Annotated in this window: 21 protein-coding genes; 13 read left to right on the forward strand and 8 right to left on the reverse strand. The window is 59.0% G+C overall.

All coding sequences use genetic code 11. The features are described from left to right. Nucleotides 1-9: 9 nt before the first annotated feature. The 3 genes from ACKF11_RS05170 (at nt 10) to ACKF11_RS05180 (ending at nt 3,009) form a co-directional block, all read left to right on the forward strand. Nucleotides 10-906, forward strand: a complete 897-nt coding sequence (locus tag ACKF11_RS05170; RefSeq protein ID WP_407996214.1) for a LysR family transcriptional regulator — start codon at nt 10-12, stop codon at nt 904-906. Between the two features lie 84 nt (nt 907-990). Next, nucleotides 991-1,905, forward strand: coding sequence for a DMT family transporter (locus ACKF11_RS05175; protein WP_407996215.1), 915 nt, complete (start codon nt 991-993; stop codon nt 1,903-1,905). A 171-nt stretch (nt 1,906-2,076) separates the two neighbouring features. After that, nucleotides 2,077-3,009, forward strand: a complete 933-nt coding sequence (locus tag ACKF11_RS05180) for a GGDEF domain-containing protein (RefSeq protein ID WP_407996216.1) — start codon at nt 2,077-2,079, stop codon at nt 3,007-3,009. A gap of 46 nt (nt 3,010-3,055) precedes the next feature. Here the strand turns inward: ACKF11_RS05180 and ACKF11_RS05185 are convergent, their stop codons facing one another. The 4 genes from ACKF11_RS05185 to ACKF11_RS05200 form a co-directional block, all read right to left on the reverse strand. Next, nucleotides 3,056-4,315 carry an FCSD flavin-binding domain-containing protein gene (locus tag ACKF11_RS05185; protein WP_407996217.1) on the reverse strand — a complete coding sequence of 420 codons (1,260 nt, stop codon included), beginning with the start codon at nt 4,313-4,315 and terminating at the stop codon, nt 3,056-3,058. Further along, a complete protein-coding gene (locus tag ACKF11_RS05190) occupies nt 4,312-4,659 on the reverse strand; it encodes a c-type cytochrome (RefSeq protein ID WP_407996218.1) in 348 nt (115 codons plus the stop codon). The genes ACKF11_RS05185 and ACKF11_RS05190 overlap by 4 nt, the downstream gene beginning before the upstream one ends. Then, nucleotides 4,659-4,934 (reverse strand): DUF4242 domain-containing protein, encoded by a 276-nt coding sequence (locus ACKF11_RS05195; RefSeq protein WP_407993354.1) that lies wholly within the window; start codon nt 4,932-4,934, stop codon nt 4,659-4,661. The genes ACKF11_RS05190 and ACKF11_RS05195 overlap by 1 nt, the downstream gene beginning before the upstream one ends. An 89-nt stretch (nt 4,935-5,023) precedes the next feature. Then, entirely contained in the window at nt 5,024-5,815 is a 792-nt protein-coding gene (locus tag ACKF11_RS05200) for a quinoprotein dehydrogenase-associated SoxYZ-like carrier (protein ID WP_407996219.1), read from the reverse strand. A 102-nt stretch (nt 5,816-5,917) separates the two neighbouring features. Between ACKF11_RS05200 and ACKF11_RS05205 the strand changes: the two genes are divergently transcribed. From ACKF11_RS05205 to ACKF11_RS05240, 8 genes are all read left to right on the forward strand, one after another. After that, entirely contained in the window at nt 5,918-6,517 is a 600-nt protein-coding gene (locus tag ACKF11_RS05205) for a TetR/AcrR family transcriptional regulator (protein WP_407996220.1), read from the forward strand. Nucleotides 6,518-6,613: 96 nt separating this feature from the next. Next, entirely contained in the window at nt 6,614-7,117 is a 504-nt protein-coding gene (locus tag ACKF11_RS05210; RefSeq protein WP_407996221.1) for a MarR family winged helix-turn-helix transcriptional regulator, read from the forward strand. 112 nt (nt 7,118-7,229) lie between these two features. Then, nucleotides 7,230-7,355 carry a hypothetical protein gene (locus ACKF11_RS05215; RefSeq protein WP_407996222.1) on the forward strand — a complete coding sequence of 42 codons (126 nt, stop codon included), beginning with the start codon at nt 7,230-7,232 and terminating at the stop codon, nt 7,353-7,355. 90 nt (nt 7,356-7,445) lie between these two features. Next, on the forward strand, nt 7,446-7,643 hold the full coding sequence (locus ACKF11_RS05220) for a DUF3008 family protein (RefSeq protein WP_407993361.1): 198 nt from the start codon (nt 7,446-7,448) through the stop codon (nt 7,641-7,643). 219 nt (nt 7,644-7,862) lie between these two features. Continuing rightward, nucleotides 7,863-11,327: a response regulator gene (locus ACKF11_RS05225; RefSeq protein WP_407996223.1), complete on the forward strand. Its 3,465-nt coding sequence runs from the start codon at nt 7,863-7,865 to the stop codon at nt 11,325-11,327. Nucleotides 11,328-11,378: 51 nt separating this feature from the next. Then, nucleotides 11,379-12,194, forward strand: coding sequence for a CheR family methyltransferase (locus tag ACKF11_RS05230; protein WP_407996224.1), 816 nt, complete (start codon nt 11,379-11,381; stop codon nt 12,192-12,194). After that, nucleotides 12,191-12,802 (forward strand): chemotaxis protein CheB, encoded by a 612-nt coding sequence (locus ACKF11_RS05235; protein ID WP_407996225.1) that lies wholly within the window; start codon nt 12,191-12,193, stop codon nt 12,800-12,802. Before ACKF11_RS05230 ends, ACKF11_RS05235 begins: the two co-directional genes overlap by 4 nt. Beyond that, nucleotides 12,792-14,009, forward strand: a complete 1,218-nt coding sequence (locus tag ACKF11_RS05240) for a hybrid sensor histidine kinase/response regulator (protein ID WP_407996226.1) — start codon at nt 12,792-12,794, stop codon at nt 14,007-14,009. The genes ACKF11_RS05235 and ACKF11_RS05240 overlap by 11 nt, the downstream gene beginning before the upstream one ends. A 91-nt stretch (nt 14,010-14,100) precedes the next feature. Here the strand turns inward: ACKF11_RS05240 and ACKF11_RS05245 are convergent, their stop codons facing one another. Next, nucleotides 14,101-14,853, reverse strand: a complete 753-nt coding sequence (locus ACKF11_RS05245; protein WP_407996392.1) for an SDR family NAD(P)-dependent oxidoreductase — start codon at nt 14,851-14,853, stop codon at nt 14,101-14,103. A 117-nt stretch (nt 14,854-14,970) separates the two neighbouring features. Here ACKF11_RS05245 and ACKF11_RS05250 point away from each other — a divergent pair, with 117 nt between their 5' ends. Next, nucleotides 14,971-15,870, forward strand: coding sequence for a LysR family transcriptional regulator (locus ACKF11_RS05250; protein WP_407996227.1), 900 nt, complete (start codon nt 14,971-14,973; stop codon nt 15,868-15,870). A 1-nt stretch (nt 15,871) separates the two neighbouring features. On the opposite strand, the gene ACKF11_RS05255 is transcribed toward ACKF11_RS05250, so the two are convergent. Next, nucleotides 15,872-16,168 (reverse strand): hypothetical protein, encoded by a 297-nt coding sequence (locus tag ACKF11_RS05255; RefSeq protein ID WP_309565849.1) that lies wholly within the window; start codon nt 16,166-16,168, stop codon nt 15,872-15,874. A 166-nt stretch (nt 16,169-16,334) separates the two neighbouring features. Here ACKF11_RS05255 and ACKF11_RS05260 point away from each other — a divergent pair, with 166 nt between their 5' ends. Then, complete coding sequence (locus ACKF11_RS05260) at nt 16,335-17,030, forward strand: uracil-DNA glycosylase (protein ID WP_407996228.1); 696 nt, start codon at nt 16,335-16,337, stop codon at nt 17,028-17,030. Here the strand turns inward: ACKF11_RS05260 and ACKF11_RS05265 are convergent. Together ACKF11_RS05265 and ACKF11_RS05270 are read right to left on the reverse strand one after the other, a co-directional pair. Continuing rightward, nucleotides 17,027-17,578 carry a lipocalin family protein gene (locus ACKF11_RS05265; RefSeq protein WP_407996229.1) on the reverse strand — a complete coding sequence of 184 codons (552 nt, stop codon included), beginning with the start codon at nt 17,576-17,578 and terminating at the stop codon, nt 17,027-17,029. The two genes, ACKF11_RS05260 and ACKF11_RS05265, sit on opposite strands and share 4 nt — an antisense overlap. Nucleotides 17,579-17,602: 24 nt before the next feature. Further along, entirely contained in the window at nt 17,603-18,385 is a 783-nt protein-coding gene (locus tag ACKF11_RS05270; RefSeq protein ID WP_407996230.1) for a DUF1295 domain-containing protein, read from the reverse strand.

Genomic DNA, 18,385 nt, shown 5'->3' on the forward strand with positions numbered 1-18,385 from the left:
GGAACAATCGTGGATTTCAACGAGGCCGCCGTATTCGTCAAGGTGGTGCAGGCCGGCAGCTTCAGCGCAGCGGCCAGGCAACTGCAATTGCCCACTTCCACCGTCAGCACGAGGGTCGCCAGGCTGGAACAGCGGCTGGGCGTCACGTTGCTGCAGCGCACCACCCGCCGCCTGAACCTGACCGAGGCCGGCCAGGCCTATTTCGAGCACGCCGCGCTGGGGCTGGGGTATATGCTGGAAGCCGAAGCCGCGATCGATGCCACCAGGCAGGCGCCGCAGGGCAAGCTCAAGGTCTCGGCTCCCGCCGACCTGGGCGACAGCCTGCTGGCAGGCCTGGTAAAACAGGTGCAATCGCAATATCCCGCGCTGGAAATGGAGCTGGTATTGACAGAACGCTACGTCGACCTGGTCGCGGAAGGCATCGATGCCGCTATCCGCACTGGGGAACTGCGAGATTCCAGCCTGATCGCCAAGCCCCTGGGCAGCGTGTGCTGGGCGGCCTTCGCCCACCGGCATTATCTTGAGCATGCCCCGGCATTGCAGCACCCGCAAGACCTGAACCGGCATCACTGCCTGCAGTTCAGCCCCATGGGCCGGAATGCCTGGACGTTCAGTCGCGGAGACAGCAGCGTCACCGTGCCGCTCAAGGGCAGCACCATGGCCAACAGCATCGGCATCGTGCGCAACATGGCGCTAAACGGGCAGGGCGTTGCATTGCTGCCCACTTATATATGCAGGCCCGGCTTGATCATCGGCGAACTGGAGCGCGTGCTGCCGGAATGGCAGGCGCAAAGCGACTCGATCCACCTGGTTTATCCGCGCCAACGCTTCATGCCGCCCAAGCTGCGCGCATTCATCGACATCGCCCAGTCCGAGTTGAGGCCGTGGTTCGGCGACAACTCTTAAAACTAAACTGGCGGGGAAACCTGAGTATTACCGCCCCACGATCACAGCGCGCAACATAGCCTGACCGACTATACTGTATGCCTTATGCAAACCCCTGCCACCAGCCAAGCTCCGCTTTCGCCTCTCCTGCTCATCCTGGTCCTCTCGCTGCCGCCCCTGTTATGGGCCGGCAATTTTGTCGTCGGCCGCGCCGTGCATGCGGACATTCCCCCGTTCACGCTTTCGCTCGGGCGCTGGATCATCGCCTTCGCCTGCATACTGCCTTTCGCCTTGCCGGCCATCCGGCGTGACTGGCGCCTCTACTTGCAATACCGCTGGCGCCTGCTGGCCGTGTCGCTGGTAGGCGTCGCGGCGTTCAACACCCTGGTCTACAGCGGCCTGCACTACACCACCGCGACCAACGGCATCCTGCTCAATTCCTGCATCCCGATTCTGATCCTGTTGTTCGGCGCATTGTTCTACCGCCTGAAACTGCATTTTCTGCAGATACTCGGGCTCACGCTGTCATTTGCCGGGGTGCTTACCATCATCCTGCACGGGGAGTGGGGGCGGCTGGCGGCCCTGGACTTTTCCGGCGGCGACCTGGTGATTTTCTCGGCGATGATCTGCTGGGCGCTCTATACCCTCTGGCTACGCGGGCTGCCCTCGCATATCAACCGCATCGGCCTCATGGGCGTGCAGATATTCATCGCCATCGTTCTGCTGTTGCCGTTATATGCCTGGGAGTTGCACACCGGCCCGGCGCCGGCATGGAAGCATGAAACCTGGCTGGCGCTCGCGTATGTCGGCATCTTTCCTTCCGTGATCGCCTACACGCTCTACACCATTGGCGTCGCCAGGGCAGGAGCGGCCCGCGCCGGCCTGTTCATCCACCTGATGCCGGTATTCGGCAGCATGCTGTCCGTGCTGTTCCTGGGCGAGAGCCTGCACCTGTTCCATGCCGTCGGCATTGCCGCCATCCTCGGTGGCCTCGCATTGTCCACGCGAAATACGACCTAACCTTAACTGCCGGATTGTCAACGAATTAGTCATATTTTCCGCAAGGGCCGGCCCCAGCATTTCCGCCAACCCGTTCATTTTCAACAGAATCCGCCGATACAGGCATGGCATGCAATTCGCTTGTAAGCTACGCCAGATTGCGCATGACAGGAACCACCGAGAGCCTCCACCATGAGTACGCCCAACACCGACGACCCTGCCGTTTACAAGACCCTGCTGGAATCCACCAAGGCCATTCCCTGGAAGATCGACTGGAAGACCATGACATTTGCCTACATCGGTCCGCAGATCGAGACTTTGCTCGGCTGGAGCCAGGATAGCTGGGTGAGCGCCCAGGACTGGGCCTTTCGCATGCACCCCGACGACCAGGCCTGGGTGGTGGATTTCTGCGTCTCGCAATCACGTTCCGGCAACGACCACGAAGCGGATTACCGCGCCCTGACCAAGGACGGGCAATACATTTGGATACGGGACGTGGTGCACGTGGTGCGCGATGCCGCTGGCGAAGTGGAGTCGTTGATCGGCTTCATGTTCGATATTAGCGAGCGCAAGAAAAACGAGGAGCAACTGCTCAAGCTGCAAAAGGAGCTTGAGGAGCTATCCTTCAAGGACGGACTCACCGGCGTCGCCAACCGCCGCATGTTCGACTCCGTGCTGGACGTGGAGTGGGCCACGGCGCAGCGCCATGGCAGCCCGCTGTCGCTCATCATGTGCGACATCGATTACTTCAAGCAGTACAACGACCATTACGGCCACCTGCAAGGGGACGAATGCCTCAAGCGGGTGGCAAGGCTGCTTGCGAGCGGCGCGGTGCGCGCTAGGGACTTCCTGGCGCGCTTCGGCGGGGAAGAGTTTATCCTCATCCTGCCCAATACCGACGCCGAATCCGCTCAGGTAGTGGCACACCGCTGCCGCGAGCTCGTCCTCCAGGAACAAATCCCGCATGCGAACTCGCCCGGCGGGCGGATACTCAGCTTGAGCATGGGCGTGGGCACCATGGTGCCCACCCATCAGGACCAGGCCATGGCCTTCGTCGGGCAGGTCGACCAGCGGCTATATCAGGCCAAGCTGCGTGGCCGCGACTGCGTGGTCAACGACGGCTAGCAGGGTGGTAGGCGGCTTGGCTTGGCTTGGCTTGTCTAGGCCCTATCTAGCCCAGGACGTCATGCCAGATATTGGCCGCCCAGGAACGTGCCTCGCGCGCCTCGGAGGCAGAGCGGGCCTGCGAGACGCCGCCCCCCGGCGCCGGCTTCATCTCGCGGCTTTTCCCGTCGAAACGGTAGACGTTGGCCACGTGCATGGCCTCGTCTGCGCTGACATAGCTATAGCAGGTATTGGCGAACACAGGCGCAGGATCGGGCTCCTCGCCGGCCAGCAAGGCGATGATCGCGCTTGCGCACACCTTGGCTTCCGAAGTCGCGATATGCGCCGATTTCGGCAGGCCGGAATCCAGCGCGTCGCCGAGGATGTGCACATGGCGCGCCTGTGGCGATTCGTAAGTGACGTAATCGACATCGCACCAGCGTCCATCCGCATTGCCGAAGCCGTTGTCCAAAGCCAGCCGGCCCGCGGTCTGCGGCGGGATCAGGTTCAGCACGTCGAACTTGACGCGCTCGAAAGTGGTTTCAAGCGTACCTTTGCCCGGGTCTATGCCTTTCAATTCGCTTGAGGCGTGGTACTCGACCAGCCCCGGATAAAGTTCGGACCAGGCTTTCTCGAACAGCGCGCGCTTGGAAGTGATTGCAGGGTTAGCGTCCAGCACCAGCACCTTGGAACGCGGCTTGTGCTGCTGCAGGTAATAGGCCGCCTGGCATGCCCGCTCGTAAGGCCCGGGCGGACAACGGTAGGGCAGCGCCGGCACGGTGATCACGAACACGCCGCCGTCGGGCATGGCCTGCAATTGCTGCCTTAGAGCTGCCGTCTGCTGGCCCGCCTTCCAGGCATGCAGGAAGCGCTGTTGCAAATCCGTGCCTGCCAGAGCGTTGAGGTGGCTGTAGTCGAAGCTGATCCCCGGCGCGAGCACCAGCCTGTCATATGCGATATGGCTGCCGTCGTCCAGCCGGATGCTGCGCTTGTGCGCATCGATGCCGGCAACACTGGCCTGCCGCATCTGGACGCCGTGGCGCCGCACCAATTGGTCGTAAGAATGGGAAATTTCCTGCATCTGCCTGCTGCCGCCCAACACCAGGTTGCTCGCGGGGCAGGAGACGAAGGTCCTACCCGGCTCGATCAGGATGACTTCGATGCCGCCCTGGCTCCATACGCGCAGATACTTCGCCACGGTGGCGCCGGCAAACCCGGCACCCACCACCACCACGTGCGGCGCGCCTGCCGATGAGGCAAAACTGCGCAATGAAGTAGGGAGTAGCAGGCCGGCCAATGCCAGCTTGTTGAAGCTGCGGCGCTTCATTGCGTAACCGCCTGTTGCCGGTATTCACGGCAGGCCGCCGCCTCGGGAGCGGTACAGGCGAAATGGCCAGCCAGGCCGGCAATCTCCTCCCACTCCAGGCCCTTGGCATGCTGGTTCATCACACTGCCGTCATCTTGCATATCGCGGTATTGCCGCATCTTGTCGAGGAAATGTTCGGCAGACATGCCGGCCAGACTGGGAATCTCGCCGCGGCTCTTGCCCTCATACCCATGGCACGCCGCGCAGGAAGCCGCCAGCGTGCGGATATGGCTGTTGGCACCGGCCCATGCCGCCCCTGGTATGAGATAGCCCATACCCAGCAGGCCGATCAGGAAAAGCCGCATCAGGAATCTGCTGTCGTCGGGTCGATCATGCGCCTGATTTGTGAAATGCGGTTGGCAGGGAATCCGCCTTCGCTCGCGTGCTGGCGGATCAGTTCTTCAGATGGCGCGATATAGACGCAATAAATCTTGTCGTCTGTGACGTAGCTCTCCACCCACTGGATTTGCGGTCCCAGGGCCTTCAATACGCTGCATGACTTCGCAGAAACGCCTTGTAATTCCTCGGCGCCCAGGCTGCCAGCGCCTGGAATTTCCCGTTCGATGATGAATTTCGGCATTGCTCCTCCTTAATGATGGGATGATGAGTCGATTGAAACCGGCGCAGAGCCGCTAACGAAACCAGTGAGGCGAGAGTGTTGCCCGCCGCCTACAGCTTGACGGCCAGGCTTTGGGTGAACTCGTTGTCTTCATTGTCCTGGATGGTGACCGTGAGCGTTCCATCGCGCTTGGCGATGAATGGTAGACGGATATTGGGATCTTCGCTGATGCCGATGTAAGTATCCGCTTGCAGCACCGGCTCGCCGTTGTAGCGCACGTCGATCTTGCTGATGTAGAACGCGGGACGGAAGCCCTGCGACACCAGGTCGCGCTGCAGGCCCGTGAACATCGGATGCTTGATCTGCAGCTTGGCGTAGCGCAGGTCGCCCTCCGCAGCCTCGTTATCCAGGGCCAGGCGCATCTTGCCTGCGCTCTGGCGGGCCGCATTCTCGTCGCCGTCGATCGTGCCGCCGCACCCGCCGCTCGCCCTCACTGTCGCTGCATTGACATACCATTTGCCATCGCTGGTCTCTGCCACCACGTGCACCAGCGAATCCGTCTCCAGGCGGATGCGGGTCGCGACCTCGGCCTTGCCGCTATGCGGGTTGAAATGGAACACCGCGGCAAGCGGAACCGGGTTGGCATCCACGATCACCGAAACCGACTTCACGTACTGGCCGTCTCCCGGCTGGTCGACGGAAAACGCAAACGGCACCTGGGCGCCGCTTTCCGCACGCCTGGGCGCGGTGATCTTGACCACATCGCTTTGCTGCAAGGTCTTGCCCGGGAAGAAGTCGCGCTGCATGCTCTGCCACTTCTGGTCCGTGACTTCCGCCGTGGCGGCCATTGATAATGCCAACCCCAATGCGAGCAGTGCTCGTGAAAGCAAACGTGTCATCATTGCTTTATCCATTTCATCGTATAGAATACCAACCAGTTGGTATGTTATGCCAGTATACAGATTTGTCAATAGCATCATAAAGGACTTCGACGGAACATTCATATGCCCAGCCAGACCACTGCATCCACGCGTGACCGCATCCTGCATATTGCGAGGGACTTGATCCTCTCGCGCGGCTTTTCCGCAATGTCGATCGATATGATCTGCGCACAGGCCGACATCACCAAGGGCGGGTTCTTCCATCACTTCTCCAACAAGGAAGTACTGGGCGAAGCGGTATTGCAGCAGTTCTGGCAAGATGCGCTGGAACGGCAGCAGCACGTCATGCAATCGACGCACGCCTCCAGGCTGGAGCAGCTGGTGGCCTACCTGGACGATGCCATTGTTTCCTATCAGGACCCACAGCTCAGCCAGGGCTGCATGCTCGCCATCTTCACCATGGGGCTTGCCGAGACCAACCCGCGGCTGTTCGAGGTCTCGCGGCAATATTTCCAGGACTGGCGCAACCAGCTGACCGGCATGTTCGAGCAGATCAAGGCCGAACAGCATCTTGCCGCCTTTGATGCGGCCGCCTGGGCCGAGCTGTATATCGCCACCCTAGAGGGCGCCTTGCTACTTGCCAAGGCCATGAACGACACGCAAGTGATCGCCCGCACACTTTCGCTCTACAAGCGGCAATTGCTCGAGGTTGCCAGGCGGTAGCCAGGCCTCCATGCATAAAACCCATAAAATTTTTATGGAAATATCCATGCAGACTATTGACACTCATTATGGCACCTAACTATCATAATCCGTACGATGCTACTGATTAAAGAATTGCCGACCTCAGAGTCGCTGAAAAAATTTGCAGGCTATTACCCGGAAGCCGACATCGTCGCGATCTGGGAGTTCGTCAATATCTTGCGCGCCGCGTCCGACCTCTCGGACGCACTGGACAAAATGCTGGCACAACACGGCCTGCTGCAAGGGCGCTGGTGGGTGCTGGTGCTGCTGCTGCGCGAGGACAACCTCAGCTCGTCCCCGTCGGAGCTGGCCGAGAAGGCCGGCGTCACCAAGGCCACGATGACCGGCTTCATCGACGGGCTGGAAAGCGAAGGGCTGGTAAGTCGCCTCAGCGACCGCAAGGACAGGCGCAAGCTCAAGATCAAGCTCACGGCGGCAGGGCGCAAAAAGCTCGACGAGGTCATGCCGGTGTACTACACCAACGTCTCGGCCCTGATGTCCACCTTGTCGCTGCAGCATCGCCAGGATGTGGTGCGCCATATGCAGACCCTGGGCGCCAACGCCGACATCATCAAGTAACAAAAGCGCACCAAACCGTTTCTACATCGTTATCCTGGGCGGGAGTCCAACATGCATCGCAACACCTTAAAGCTTTCGGCACCGCTGTGATCGCGGTGTTTTGCCTGAATGCATGAGAAGGCGGACCCATATCGACGACTCCCCTGAAAACGCCGTGCTGGTCGCCGGCATGACCTGCTCGGTGATCGTGCATCCGGCCGCCCAAGCCACGAAAACAAGCGCAGGACCGCCTGCTTGATTTCTCCGACAACTAAACCCGGCATCGGCTGACTGCAACATGTCCTGATATCGCGCATACTGGTTCGACCTTAGTTCAAAGGAGAGCATCATGCCCGCAAAATCCAAGGCTCAGCAAATGGCCGCAGGCGCAGCGCTTTCGGCAAAGCGCGGTGAGGCCAGCAAGAAAGACCTGAAGGGTGCCTCGCGCAGCATGGTCAACAGCATGAGCGAGAAGGAGTTGGAAAAGCTCGCTTCCACCAAGCGTAAGGACAAGCCGTACAAGGTGGACAAGAACAAGCACCATTAAGCTATTTATTGAATGATCAAAAAGCCCGGCAAGGGATATTTTGGCTTGCCGGCGTTTTTATGTAGGACCCCGTTACCCTCCCTTGTAAGACAATTCCTACTTTGTATGAATTTACCGGTTTTTGCCGGAAATTCTCCCGATATTCGGCGATTTTGACGCCTGCAAACCCATCAGTTGCGCTACACTACCGCATCTTGAAATCTGCAGGATATGCACTCCATGACCGGTCAAGCCAATATCGATCAAGCCAGTTTCAAGCGCATCCTGCGCCGCAACATCATGCTGCCGCTCGGGGTCGGTATTGCAAGCGCAGCGCTCTTTGTCGTCCTCATCCTCAACTTGCTCGACTCCATGAACTGGGTGGAGCATACCGAACGCGTGATCGGCAAGGCACAAGAAGTGTCCAAGCTCGCCGTCAATATGGAAAGCGGGATGCGCGGCTACCTGCTGAGCGGGGATGACAACTTCCTCGCGCCCTACCTGCTCAGCAAGCCCAAGATCCAGGCCGAAATCTCGGCATTGACGGTATTGGTCAAGGACAATCCCACCCAGATCGACCGCCTCAAGCGTACCCAGGCCTACATCGACCAATGGGATGCCTATGCCAACATCATGATCGACAAGCGGCGGGCGAAGGAAGACTTTTTACCCACCTTGCGCATGGGCCACGGCAAGCTGCAGTTCGACGAAATCCGCAACGAGCTTGGCAATTTTGTCATGGACGAGCAACGCTTGCTCAAGGACAGGAACGACAATGCGCGCAAGACCATCGCCTTCTCGCTCACATCCTATCTGCTGTTCGTACTGGGACTGACCGGCTTTTTAGGCTATTTCGGGCGCCGCGAGCTGCTGAGCCTGTCGAACAACTATGAGGAAACCCTGCAGCGCCAGCAGGAACACGCGGACACCCAGCAACAGCAGGCCTGGCTGCGCACAGGCCAGACAGCCCTGGCCGAGCTAGGCATCGGGCAAATGGCGTTACCGCAACTCGGCCGCATCTCCCTCGACTTCCTGGCCAGCTATATCGGCGTGCAGGTGGGTGCTATATATGTACGCGATGACGATGGCGCGTTACGCCGCTTTGCAACATACGGCTTCAGCCCCGAACATGAGCAGCGCGACTCCGTATTGCGCGAACATCAAGGCCTGCTGGGCCAGGCCGTGGCAGAAAACCGCCTCATCGACCTCGACAGCCTGCCGCACGACTATATCAAGGTCAATTCGTCCCTGGGCGACGCAACGCCGCGCCATCTGGTTATCGTGCCGATCAACAACGACGGTCGCATCAATAGCGTGATTGAACTGGGCTTCATGCATAAGCCGGAACCGCTGACCATAGAATTCCTCTCTTTAATCTCAGGCAACCTCGGCATCGCCATCGAGGCGGCATTGTCGCGCCAGCGCCTGCAGGACCTGCTGGCTGAAACCCAGCAGCTCAACGAGGAACTGCAAGTGCAGCAAGAGGAACTGCGCACCAGCAATGAAGAACTGGAAGAGCAGTCCCGCGTGCTCGAGGAATCCCAAGCCACCCTGGAAAACCAGAAGGCCGAGCTGGAGCAGACCAACGACAAGCTGGCCGAGCAGGCGCTCAGGCTGGATGAAAAGAACGCTGCCCTGCAAGAGGCTCAAACCCAGTTGCAGGAAAGGGCAGAGGACCTCGAACGGGCGAGCCAGTATAAATCCGAGTTCCTGGCCAATATGTCGCACGAGCTGCGCACCCCGCTCAATAGCTCCCTCATCCTCGCCAAGCTGCTTGCCGACAACCGGGAAGGCAACCTCAGTGAAGAACAGGTGAAGTTTGCGCAAACCATTTATTCCGCGGGCAACGACCTGCTCAACCTGATCAACGATATCCTCGACATTTCCAAGGTTGAAGCGGGCAAGCTGGAATTGAAGCCGCAGGAACTCGCCCTCCAACACTTGGCGAGCTCGTTGGAGTCCGTGTTCGAGCCGCTGGCGCAGCAGAAAAAGCTCGCCTTCAAGATCGAGGTCGATCCGGAAACGCCGAACACGGTCTACACGGACCGCCAGCGCCTGGAACAGATACTGAAGAACCTGTTGTCGAATGCCATCAAATTCACCGACCGCGGCAATATTTCCCTGCGCATCTCGGCCAATGAGCACGACCAGGTCAGCTTCACGGTAAAAGACTCCGGCATCGGCATAGACCCGAGCATGCACGAGGCCATCTTCGCGCCTTTCCGCCAGGTGGACGGGACTTCCAGCCGCCGCTATGGCGGCACCGGCCTCGGCCTGTCGATTTCGCGCAACCTGGCCGCCTTACTGGGCGGCTCCATCAGCGTGGAAAGCGCCCGCGGCGAAGGCAGCAGCTTCACCTTGCTGGTACCGCGGGAATGGCAATCCAACGCCATCTTGCTGCCGCCGGAACCTGCGCCATCCCATACGGCCGAACCCGCGCAACAGCAGGAGCCCCCTGCCAAGCAGTTCACCGGCCCGGCATTCCCTGATGACCGCGAGCAAGCCCAGGATTCGCAGCGCCTGGTGCTGGTGATCGAGGATGAACCCGCATTTGCGCGCATCCTCTTCGACCTCGCGCACGAAATGGGCTACCAATGCCTAGTGGCCCACGCCGCCGACGAAGGCCTGCACCTCGCGGCAGAGTACCAGCCGCAGGCGATCCTGCTGGATATTCGCCTGCCGGACGAATCGGGGCTCAGCGTGCTGCAAACCCTGAAAAACAACACCCGCACCCGCCATATCCCCGTGCATGTGGTTTCCAGCGAGGACCATACCGAAGCCGCGCTCCACCTGGGCGCGATCGGCTACGCGCTCAAGCCCACGACGCTGGAAGAGCTGAAGCAGGTGTTTGCGCGCCTTGAGGAAAAACTGTCGCAGAAAATCAAGCGTGTATTGCTGGTCGAGGACGACGCACGCCAGCGCGAGAGCGTGCACCAGTTGATCGCCGACGACGACGTGGAAATCGTCGCGGTGGAATTCGGCGCGCAGGCGCTGGAGCAATTGCGCAGCAATATCTTCGACTGCATGATCATCGACCTCAAGCTGCCGGACATGCAGGGCAGCGAGCTGTTGCAGCGCATGTCCAGCGAGGACATCTGCGCCTTCCCGCCCGTCATCGTCTACACCGGCCGCAACCTCAGCCGCGATGAAGAGGCGGAACTGCTGAAGTACTCGCGTTCCATCATCATCAAGGGCGCGCGCTCGCCCGAGCGCCTGCTGGACGAGGTCACCCTGTTCCTGCACAAGGTAGAATCCGAGCTTTCCAGCGAGCGCCAACGCATGCTGCAAGCCTTGCGCAGCCGGGAACGCGTGTTTGACGGGCGCCACATCCTGCTGGTGGATGACGATGTGCGCAACGTCTTCGCCCTGACCAGCGCGCTGGAGCAGAAGGGCATGAAGGTGGAAGTGGCGCGCAACGGCCTCGAGGCCATCAACAAGCTGAACCAGATTCCCGACATCAACCTGGTGCTGATGGACGTCATGATGCCGGAAATGGACGGCCTGGAAGCCACGCGCCGCATCCGCGCAGACGGCCGCTTCGAGCGCCTGCCCATCATCGCCATCACCGCCAAGGCGATGAAGGACGACCAGGAGCAATGCATGAAGGCGGGCATGAACGACTACCTCGCCAAGCCTATCGAGCTTTCGCGCCTGTATTCATTGCTGCGCGTCTGGCTGCCGGCCGGGCTCAACCATATCGAGTAAAACGCGATGCAACAAAAACCTGGACACCCCCCGGAACAGCCGCACGCTCACATGAGCACGCTGGATATCGAACTGCGCTTGCTGGCGGAGGCGATCTACCTGCGCTACAACTACGATTTCCGCGATTACACCGGCTCGTCGCAAAAGCGGCGCGTAGTACAGGCCGTGCGCGCCTTCGACTGCAAATCCGTCTCGGAGCTGCAGGCGCGCATCCTGCATGACGCCGACCTGTTCATGCAATTGCTGCAATTCCTCACCATCCCGGTGAGCGAGATGTTCCGCGACCCCGGCTATTACGCCAGCCTGCGCGAGGAAGTCCTGCCCATACTCAGGACCTACCCTTCCCTCAATATCTGGGTCGCGGGATGCAGCACCGGGGAGGAGGTCTATTCCCTGGCCATCCTGCTGCGCGAGGAAGGCCTGCTGGAACGCACCATCATCTATGCGACGGACATCAACCCGGTTTCGCTGGACAAGGCACGCAAGGGCGTTTTCCCGTTGTCGCGCATGCAGCTTTACACCAAGAACTATCAGGAGGCAGGCGGGAGGCAGGCGTTTTCCGACTACTATACGGCGGCCTACAATGCAGCGCTATTCGATCGCTCCTTGTGCGAAAACGTCACCTTCGCGGACCATAGCCTCGCCACCGACAGCGTGTTCTCTGAAACGCACCTGATCTCCTGCCGCAACGTGCTGATTTACTTCAACCGCAAGCTGCAGGACCGTGCGCTCGGACTGTTCCATGAATCGTTGTGCCATCGAGGCTTCCTTGGGCTGGGCAGCAAGGAAAGTATCGATTTCTCCGATTACAGCCAGCATTTTGAAGCGGTGCAGAAACGTGAACGTATTTTCCGCAAGCTAGGATGATGCAGAAAAAACTCATTCAACCCTTGAAACAGCGCACGATCCAGGCGGTCGTCGTCGGCGCTTCCGCAGGCGGCGTCGACGCCATGCTGAAACTCTTCCATCGACTGCCGATGCGCTACCCCATTCCCATCGTCGCCCTGCTGCATATGCAGAACCTGCGCGAGAGCAAACTGGCGGAACTGTTCCAACACTATCTCAGCCTGCCGGTGAAGGAGGCCGAGGACAAGGAGGAGATTGCTCCCGGCACCCTGTACTTCGCCCCGCCAGGCTACCACCTGTCGATCGAGCACAACCTGCAGTTCTCGCTGAGCTGCGAAGCGCCATTGCACTTTTCGCGGCCTGCCATCGATATCCTGATGGAATCTGCCGCGGACGCCTATGAAGCCGCCCTGCTGGGCATCTTGCTCACGGGCGCGAACCAGGACGGTGCCGCCGGCCTGCAGGCAGTCAAGCAGGCCGGCGGCCTCAGCGTCGTGCAGGATCCGGATGAAGCGGAAATAGATTACATGCCGCGCGCAGCCATCAGTCTGCAAAAGCCCGACTTGATACTGCGCCTGGCGGATATCGAACAACTATTGATTACATTGGGGGAAAGACATGTCCACTAATACAGAGCTGCTGCCCAGCAAGTTGCTGATTGTGGATGACTTGGCAGAAAACCTGCAGGCGCTCGCTGCCATCATCCGTGGTGAGGACCGTGTCATTTATGAGGCACGATCGGGAGAAGAAGCCTTGGCGCTGATGCTGGAGCACGACTTCGCACTGGCGATCCTCGATGTGCAAATGCCGGGCATGGACGGTTTCGAACTTGCCAACTTCATGCGCGGCACGGCCAAGACGCGCGACATCCCCATCGTATTCGTCACTGCCGCCGCCACTGAATCCAACTTCGACTTCCGCGGCTATGCCACCGGCGCCGTCGATTTCCTCCACAAGCCGCTCGACATCGGCGCCGTCAAGAGCAAGGTCAACGTCTTCGTCGCGCTACACCAACAACGCATGGAAATCCAGCGGCAGGTTGCCGAGCTGGAAGCCAGCAGGAAAAAACAGGAATCGCTGCTGGCGGAACTGCGCCACACGCAAGCCGAGCTGGAGAAATCCATCACCGTCCGCGACAACTTCATCTCCATGGTCGCGCACGAACTGCGCACGCCCCTCAACACCCTGTTCCTGGATGTGCAGGTGCGCACCTTGCAGCTGGAGCGCGACAACCTCGCGGCCTTCACCCAGCCGGAACTGCAAAAGATGACGGAACGCGACCGCCGGCAGATCAAGAACATGATCCGCCTGATCGACGACATGCTGGACCTCACGCGCATCTCCAGCGGCAAATTGTCCGTGCGCCCGATCAGCACCAACCTGACCGAACTGCTGCAACGCCTGGTGCACGACCTGACGCCGCAGGCAAAGACGCTGGGCTACACCCTCGAGCTGGAAGCGGAGGAACATATCCATGGCGAATGGGACGCTTTCCGCCTGGAGCAGATCATTGCCAACCTGCTCACCAACGCCATGCGCTATGGCAATGCAAAACCCATCCATATCTCGCTGCAACAGCAAGCAGGCCATGCCTTGATTGCCGTCAAGGACCAGGGATTGGGCATCTCGCCCGAAGACCAGGCCCGCATCTTCCTCGCCTTCGAGCGCTGCCAGGGCAACCAGGTGAGCGCGGGGCTTGGGTTAGGACTCTATATTGCACAGCAACTGGCAGAAGCGCACCAGGGCAGGATCACGGTGCAAAGCACTCTCGGCGAAGGCTCCACGTTCACGTTGCATCTGCCGTTGCAAATCCAGCAAACGGCGCACCACGCTTAAACACATAAAGTCCGCGATGGCTGCGTGCGGAATATTAAGTCCCGGCAGCAGGTGCGTGGACCGGCACCTGCTTACAGGCCAAACATATGTGTTACAGGAACATTCCGCCGGACGCCTCGATGCGCTGGCCGTTGACCCAGCCGCTCTCTTCCGACAGCAACACCGCCACCAACCCTCCAATGTCGTCAGGCAGGCCTACGCGCCCCAATGCGGTCTGCTCGGCGACGAAACGGTTGATATCCTCATTGTCGCGCACCGCGCCGCCGCCAAAGTCGGTCTCTATGGCCCCGGGCGCCAGCACGTTGACCCGGATGCCGCGCGAGCCCAGCTCCCTGGCAAGATACTTGGTCAGCACCTCGATCCCGCCCTTCATTGCGGCGTAGGCGGCATAGCCCGGCAGCGAGAAGCGCGTGAGGCCGCTGGAGATGTTGAGGATGTGCCCGCCGTCCCGCAGCAAGGGCAGCAATGCCTGGGTGAGGAAAAACACGCCCTTGAAATGGATATTCACCAGTTCGTCAAACTGCTGCTCCGTGGTCTCGATGATCGGGCTATGAATGCCTATGCCGGCGTTATTGACGAGGAAATCGAAATCCGGCCTGCCCCATTGCTGCAATAGTGGGCGCACGCTCCCGGCAAAGGCCGCAAAGCTGCTGCTGTCGCCCACGTCCAATTGCAAGGCGGCGGCTTTCGCCCCCAGTTGTTCGATCTCGGCAACCACCGCGTCTGCCTGTTCCCTGCCGTTGCGGTAGGTAATGATGCTGTCCACGCCCTTGCGCGCGAGGTGCAGTGCCATATTGCGCCCCAGTCCGCGGTTGCCGCCGGTGATAATCGCGATCTTGCCCATGATGCTGCCTCCTTGGTAAATGAATGTGGACACAGTCTATTGCGATAACAAATCGTGATAAATACTCACCAAATGATTACACTGTTCAAATAATTTGAACAAAATGGAAATCACTTTATGGACAAGCTGCATGCCATGACGGTGTTTGCGCGCGTTGCGGAACTCTCGAGCTTCACTCAGGCCGCCATCAGTCTCGGCCTGCCCAAAGGCAGCATCTCGATGGCGGTGCAGAACCTCGAAGCCCACCTCGGGACCAGGCTGCTGCAACGCACGACGCGCAAGGTGGTGCTCACCCATGACGGCCAATTGTTCTACCAGCGCTGCAAGGATTTGCTGACCGACGTGGATGAGCTGGAATCCATGTTCCTGCTCGACGAAAAAGGCATTCAAGGGCGCATCCGCGTGGATGTGCCGCTTGCCGTCGCACGCGAAGTGCTGATGCCGCACCTGCCTGCGTTCCTGCAGCAGCATCCCGGCATCAAGATCGAGCTCAGCAGCACCGACCGCCGGGTAGACCTGGTAGCGGAAGGCTTCGATTGCGTGCTGCGCGTCGGCAGCCTCGGGGACTCCGGCCTGGCCGCGCGCCAGATCGGCATTCACCCCATCGTCAACTGCGCCAGCCCGGCATACCTGCAGCGGCACGACATACCGCTGTCATTGGACGACCTGGAACGGCACTTCATGGTGCATTACGCGCAGGTGCTGGGTTCGGAGGAAGCGTACTGGGAATACGTGCAGGGAAACGACACCAAACGCATGAAGATGCAATCCATCATCACCGTCAACAACAGCGATGCCTACACCCAGGCCTGCCTGGCCGGGCTGGGCATCATCCAGGTGCCGCAGGCGGCAGCCAAGGCCCATATCCGGGATGGCAGGCTGGTCGAACTGCTGCCGGAATACCGCGCAGCGCCGATGCCGGTTTCCATGCTATACCCGAACCGACGCCACCAACCGCGCCGGGTCCGCGTATTCATGGACTGGCTGGCGAACCGGTTACAAGACTACCTTGCCTAATTCAATTGCTCGCCAGGCAGGAGGCGAGGTAATTACGCCGCGTATCCCCGTCCAGGTTCATCGCCGTGGCACTGATCTGGCACTGCTTGCGGGCCTGGTGTGCCGCCTCGCTCGCATAGGTTTTCGACAGCACGCAATTGTTGAGGTAGTGCTCACGCACGTGCCCATCAAGGTTCATGGCGGTCGCATTCACATGACAAGCCTTCATGACCTGGAACTCGTCTTCTGCCACTGATTTGGCGATGGCAGGCATGGTGGCAAAGAGGGACAAGGATAGGATAGCCAGGGTTTTCATCATGCTTTCTCCATAGTGTTGAATCATATCGTCGACAAGTCTGGCGCCTGTCTTGGTATCTATTCTCAGGGCGGTACACGCCAGAACGATATTACGCCTTTTGCGCTTGCCCGGCACCAATGAATTTAGTACCGTAGGCTGCATCGTTCCTACATGATTGAGACCGACAATGACGCTGCTAGATCCCGTGACCCATCCGCACCCGGAGTCGCTTCCTGCCGCCTGGGTAGAAGCCGTTCCCGAATTGCAGGCGCTGTACAACAGCATCAGCGCCAGCCTGGAGACGGTGGAGGATGTACGCCCGCGCCGGGGATTGTGGTTCGAGGCATTGCGCCAGGTAGAGCCGGCAAAGGCCAGGGTGGTGTTGCTGGGACAGGACCCTTACCATGGCGAGGATCGCGGCATCCAGCAAGCCCATGGTTTGTCGTTTTCCGTACCGGAAGGAGTCAGGCCGCCGCCATCATTGCGCAATATGATCAAGGAGATGCAAACGGACGTGGGCCAGACCCTGTCGAGCGGCAACCTGATGCCGTGGGCGAAGCAAGGGGTTCTGCTGCTCAATGCCTCGCTCACCACGCGCGGCGGCGTCGCTGGTGCACACAGCAAGATATGGCAAGCATTCACTCACGCACTGATCCGCTATTTAGGCCAACGTGAAACATCTTTGGTGTTTATATTATGGGGCAATCATGCCCAACAATTCCGCCCATTGATTGCAGCACATCACCCAATCATTAGCTCGGTACATCCTTCCCCACTCTCTGCACATCGTGGTTTTTTTGGCAGCCAGCCTTATAGCCGCGTCAATGCAGCGTTGCGTGAATTAAACCTGCCAGAAATTACCTGGGGAGAAGCACAAGTTTAAGAGCCTGGACTTTTGTCTTGCTGGCGAACAAGATGGGGGACACGCCTCAGCTTGCTCAGGTCATAACCATAACTTTCCACCAGACTACGTAATCGTTGGTAATCTTCGTCATCCAAGCTGGGGGTGCGCGCCATGATCCAGACATAATCGAGCTTGTCGCGGGTAACGATGGTGCTGGAATAATCTTCAGCCACATAGCTGATCTTGTATTGCGCTTTGATCGGCCAGACAAACTGCATTCCCCATAGGGCATTATCAGTGCCTTCAACGACAAAACCAGTTGGGTGATATACCTTCATCGGGCCATGCATGCCACCTTCATTGAAGGTAAATGTCGTTGCTATCGTGCCATCGGGATTGAGCGTATAGGTTTCAATAGCATTGTAAGAGTCCTTTTCCACCCAGGTCGGGATATGGGCAATGACATACCAACGCCCCATAAAGCGATCAATGTCCACTTGATCAGCCAGTGGCAATGCAGTTTGTGTAGCACATGCGGATAATCCAAAGACACTCATTAAAGTGGCAAACCAGGTCTTGCATGACATAGTCTTATCCTTTGTGATGACGACTTATGGTCTCGGTGGCAACGGAAAAAATGCACTAGTACGCTTGATGTAGTCTCGATATTGCGGCCTACGCTCATGTATGGTCTGCTCCAGCAGGCTCACACCACTGACACGCAGCAGCAACACCATCATCAGGATAGGACTGAAGATGGTCCACCATCCTCCAGCAGCCAATGCCACCAGATAGAATCCCCACCAAGTGACAGCTTCACCAAAATAGTTGGGATGTCGGGACCAGGCCCATAACCCATGGTCGAGCACCTTGCCTTGATTTGCCGGATTGCGCTTAAAACGATAGAGCTGCCAATCCGCAATACTTTCATAGGCAATGCCCGATACGATCACTGCTAATCCCAACACATCCAGCCATGACCAAGGAGCAGTTCCATGTAAACCGGCGACGAGAGGCAATGCAATGATCCAGGCCAGGATCAATTGCAATCCAAAAACGATATACAGACTTTTGAACCAGAAGTGGGGAGAGTTATTGGCACGTATCTGCTGATAACGGTAATCCTCTGGCTTACCCCAGTTCCTGATTGCCAGATATAGCGACAACCTGATTCCCCATACCATCGCCAAAAGCAGCAGCCATACGCCGCGCTCAGTCAAAGGCTGGCTAGAGGCGACACACCATGCCGTGATGAGGAAATAGAGGCTCCACATGCTATCTATAATGTGAACATTGTGGCGATAAATGCTGTACAACCAGCCCAGTAAACCAAAGATGGTCAAGGGGACGAATGCATGCAGCCAAGGTTGCCAGAAAGCAGCGTCGAATAACAT

The organism is Methylobacillus draconifructus (assembly GCF_045984385.1).
Classification (GTDB): Bacteria; Pseudomonadota; Gammaproteobacteria; order Burkholderiales; family Methylophilaceae; genus Methylobacillus; species Methylobacillus flagellatus_A.

Bases quoted from the DNA above. Each gene is read 5' to 3' on its own strand.
- ACKF11_RS05175 (WP_407996215.1), top strand. From the start codon at position 991: ATGCAAACCCCTGCCACCAGCCAAGCTCCGCTTTCGCCTCTCCTGCTC.
- ACKF11_RS05180 (WP_407996216.1), top strand. From the start codon at position 2,077: ATGAGTACGCCCAACACCGACGACCCTGCCGTTTACAAGACCCTGCTG.
- ACKF11_RS05185 (WP_407996217.1), bottom strand. From the start codon at position 4,315: ATGAAGCGCCGCAGCTTCAACAAGCTGGCATTGGCCGGCCTGCTACTC.
- ACKF11_RS05190 (WP_407996218.1), bottom strand. From the start codon at position 4,659: ATGCGGCTTTTCCTGATCGGCCTGCTGGGTATGGGCTATCTCATACCA.
- ACKF11_RS05195 (WP_407993354.1), bottom strand. From the start codon at position 4,934: ATGCCGAAATTCATCATCGAACGGGAAATTCCAGGCGCTGGCAGCCTG.
- ACKF11_RS05200 (WP_407996219.1), bottom strand. From the start codon at position 5,815: ATGATGACACGTTTGCTTTCACGAGCACTGCTCGCATTGGGGTTGGCA.
- ACKF11_RS05205 (WP_407996220.1), top strand. From the start codon at position 5,918: ATGCCCAGCCAGACCACTGCATCCACGCGTGACCGCATCCTGCATATT.
- ACKF11_RS05210 (WP_407996221.1), top strand. From the start codon at position 6,614: ATGCTACTGATTAAAGAATTGCCGACCTCAGAGTCGCTGAAAAAATTT.
- ACKF11_RS05215 (WP_407996222.1), top strand. From the start codon at position 7,230: ATGAGAAGGCGGACCCATATCGACGACTCCCCTGAAAACGCCGTGCTG.
- ACKF11_RS05220 (WP_407993361.1), top strand. From the start codon at position 7,446: ATGCCCGCAAAATCCAAGGCTCAGCAAATGGCCGCAGGCGCAGCGCTT.
- ACKF11_RS05225 (WP_407996223.1), top strand. From the start codon at position 7,863: ATGACCGGTCAAGCCAATATCGATCAAGCCAGTTTCAAGCGCATCCTG.
- ACKF11_RS05230 (WP_407996224.1), top strand. From the start codon at position 11,379: ATGAGCACGCTGGATATCGAACTGCGCTTGCTGGCGGAGGCGATCTAC.
- ACKF11_RS05235 (WP_407996225.1), top strand. From the start codon at position 12,191: ATGATGCAGAAAAAACTCATTCAACCCTTGAAACAGCGCACGATCCAG.
- ACKF11_RS05240 (WP_407996226.1), top strand. From the start codon at position 12,792: ATGTCCACTAATACAGAGCTGCTGCCCAGCAAGTTGCTGATTGTGGAT.
- ACKF11_RS05245 (WP_407996392.1), bottom strand. From the start codon at position 14,853: ATGGGCAAGATCGCGATTATCACCGGCGGCAACCGCGGACTGGGGCGC.
- ACKF11_RS05250 (WP_407996227.1), top strand. From the start codon at position 14,971: ATGGACAAGCTGCATGCCATGACGGTGTTTGCGCGCGTTGCGGAACTC.
- ACKF11_RS05255 (WP_309565849.1), bottom strand. From the start codon at position 16,168: ATGATGAAAACCCTGGCTATCCTATCCTTGTCCCTCTTTGCCACCATG.
- ACKF11_RS05260 (WP_407996228.1), top strand. From the start codon at position 16,335: ATGACGCTGCTAGATCCCGTGACCCATCCGCACCCGGAGTCGCTTCCT.
- ACKF11_RS05265 (WP_407996229.1), bottom strand. From the start codon at position 17,578: ATGTCATGCAAGACCTGGTTTGCCACTTTAATGAGTGTCTTTGGATTA.
- ACKF11_RS05270 (WP_407996230.1), bottom strand. From the start codon at position 18,385: ATGTTATTCGACGCTGCTTTCTGGCAACCTTGGCTGCATGCATTCGTC.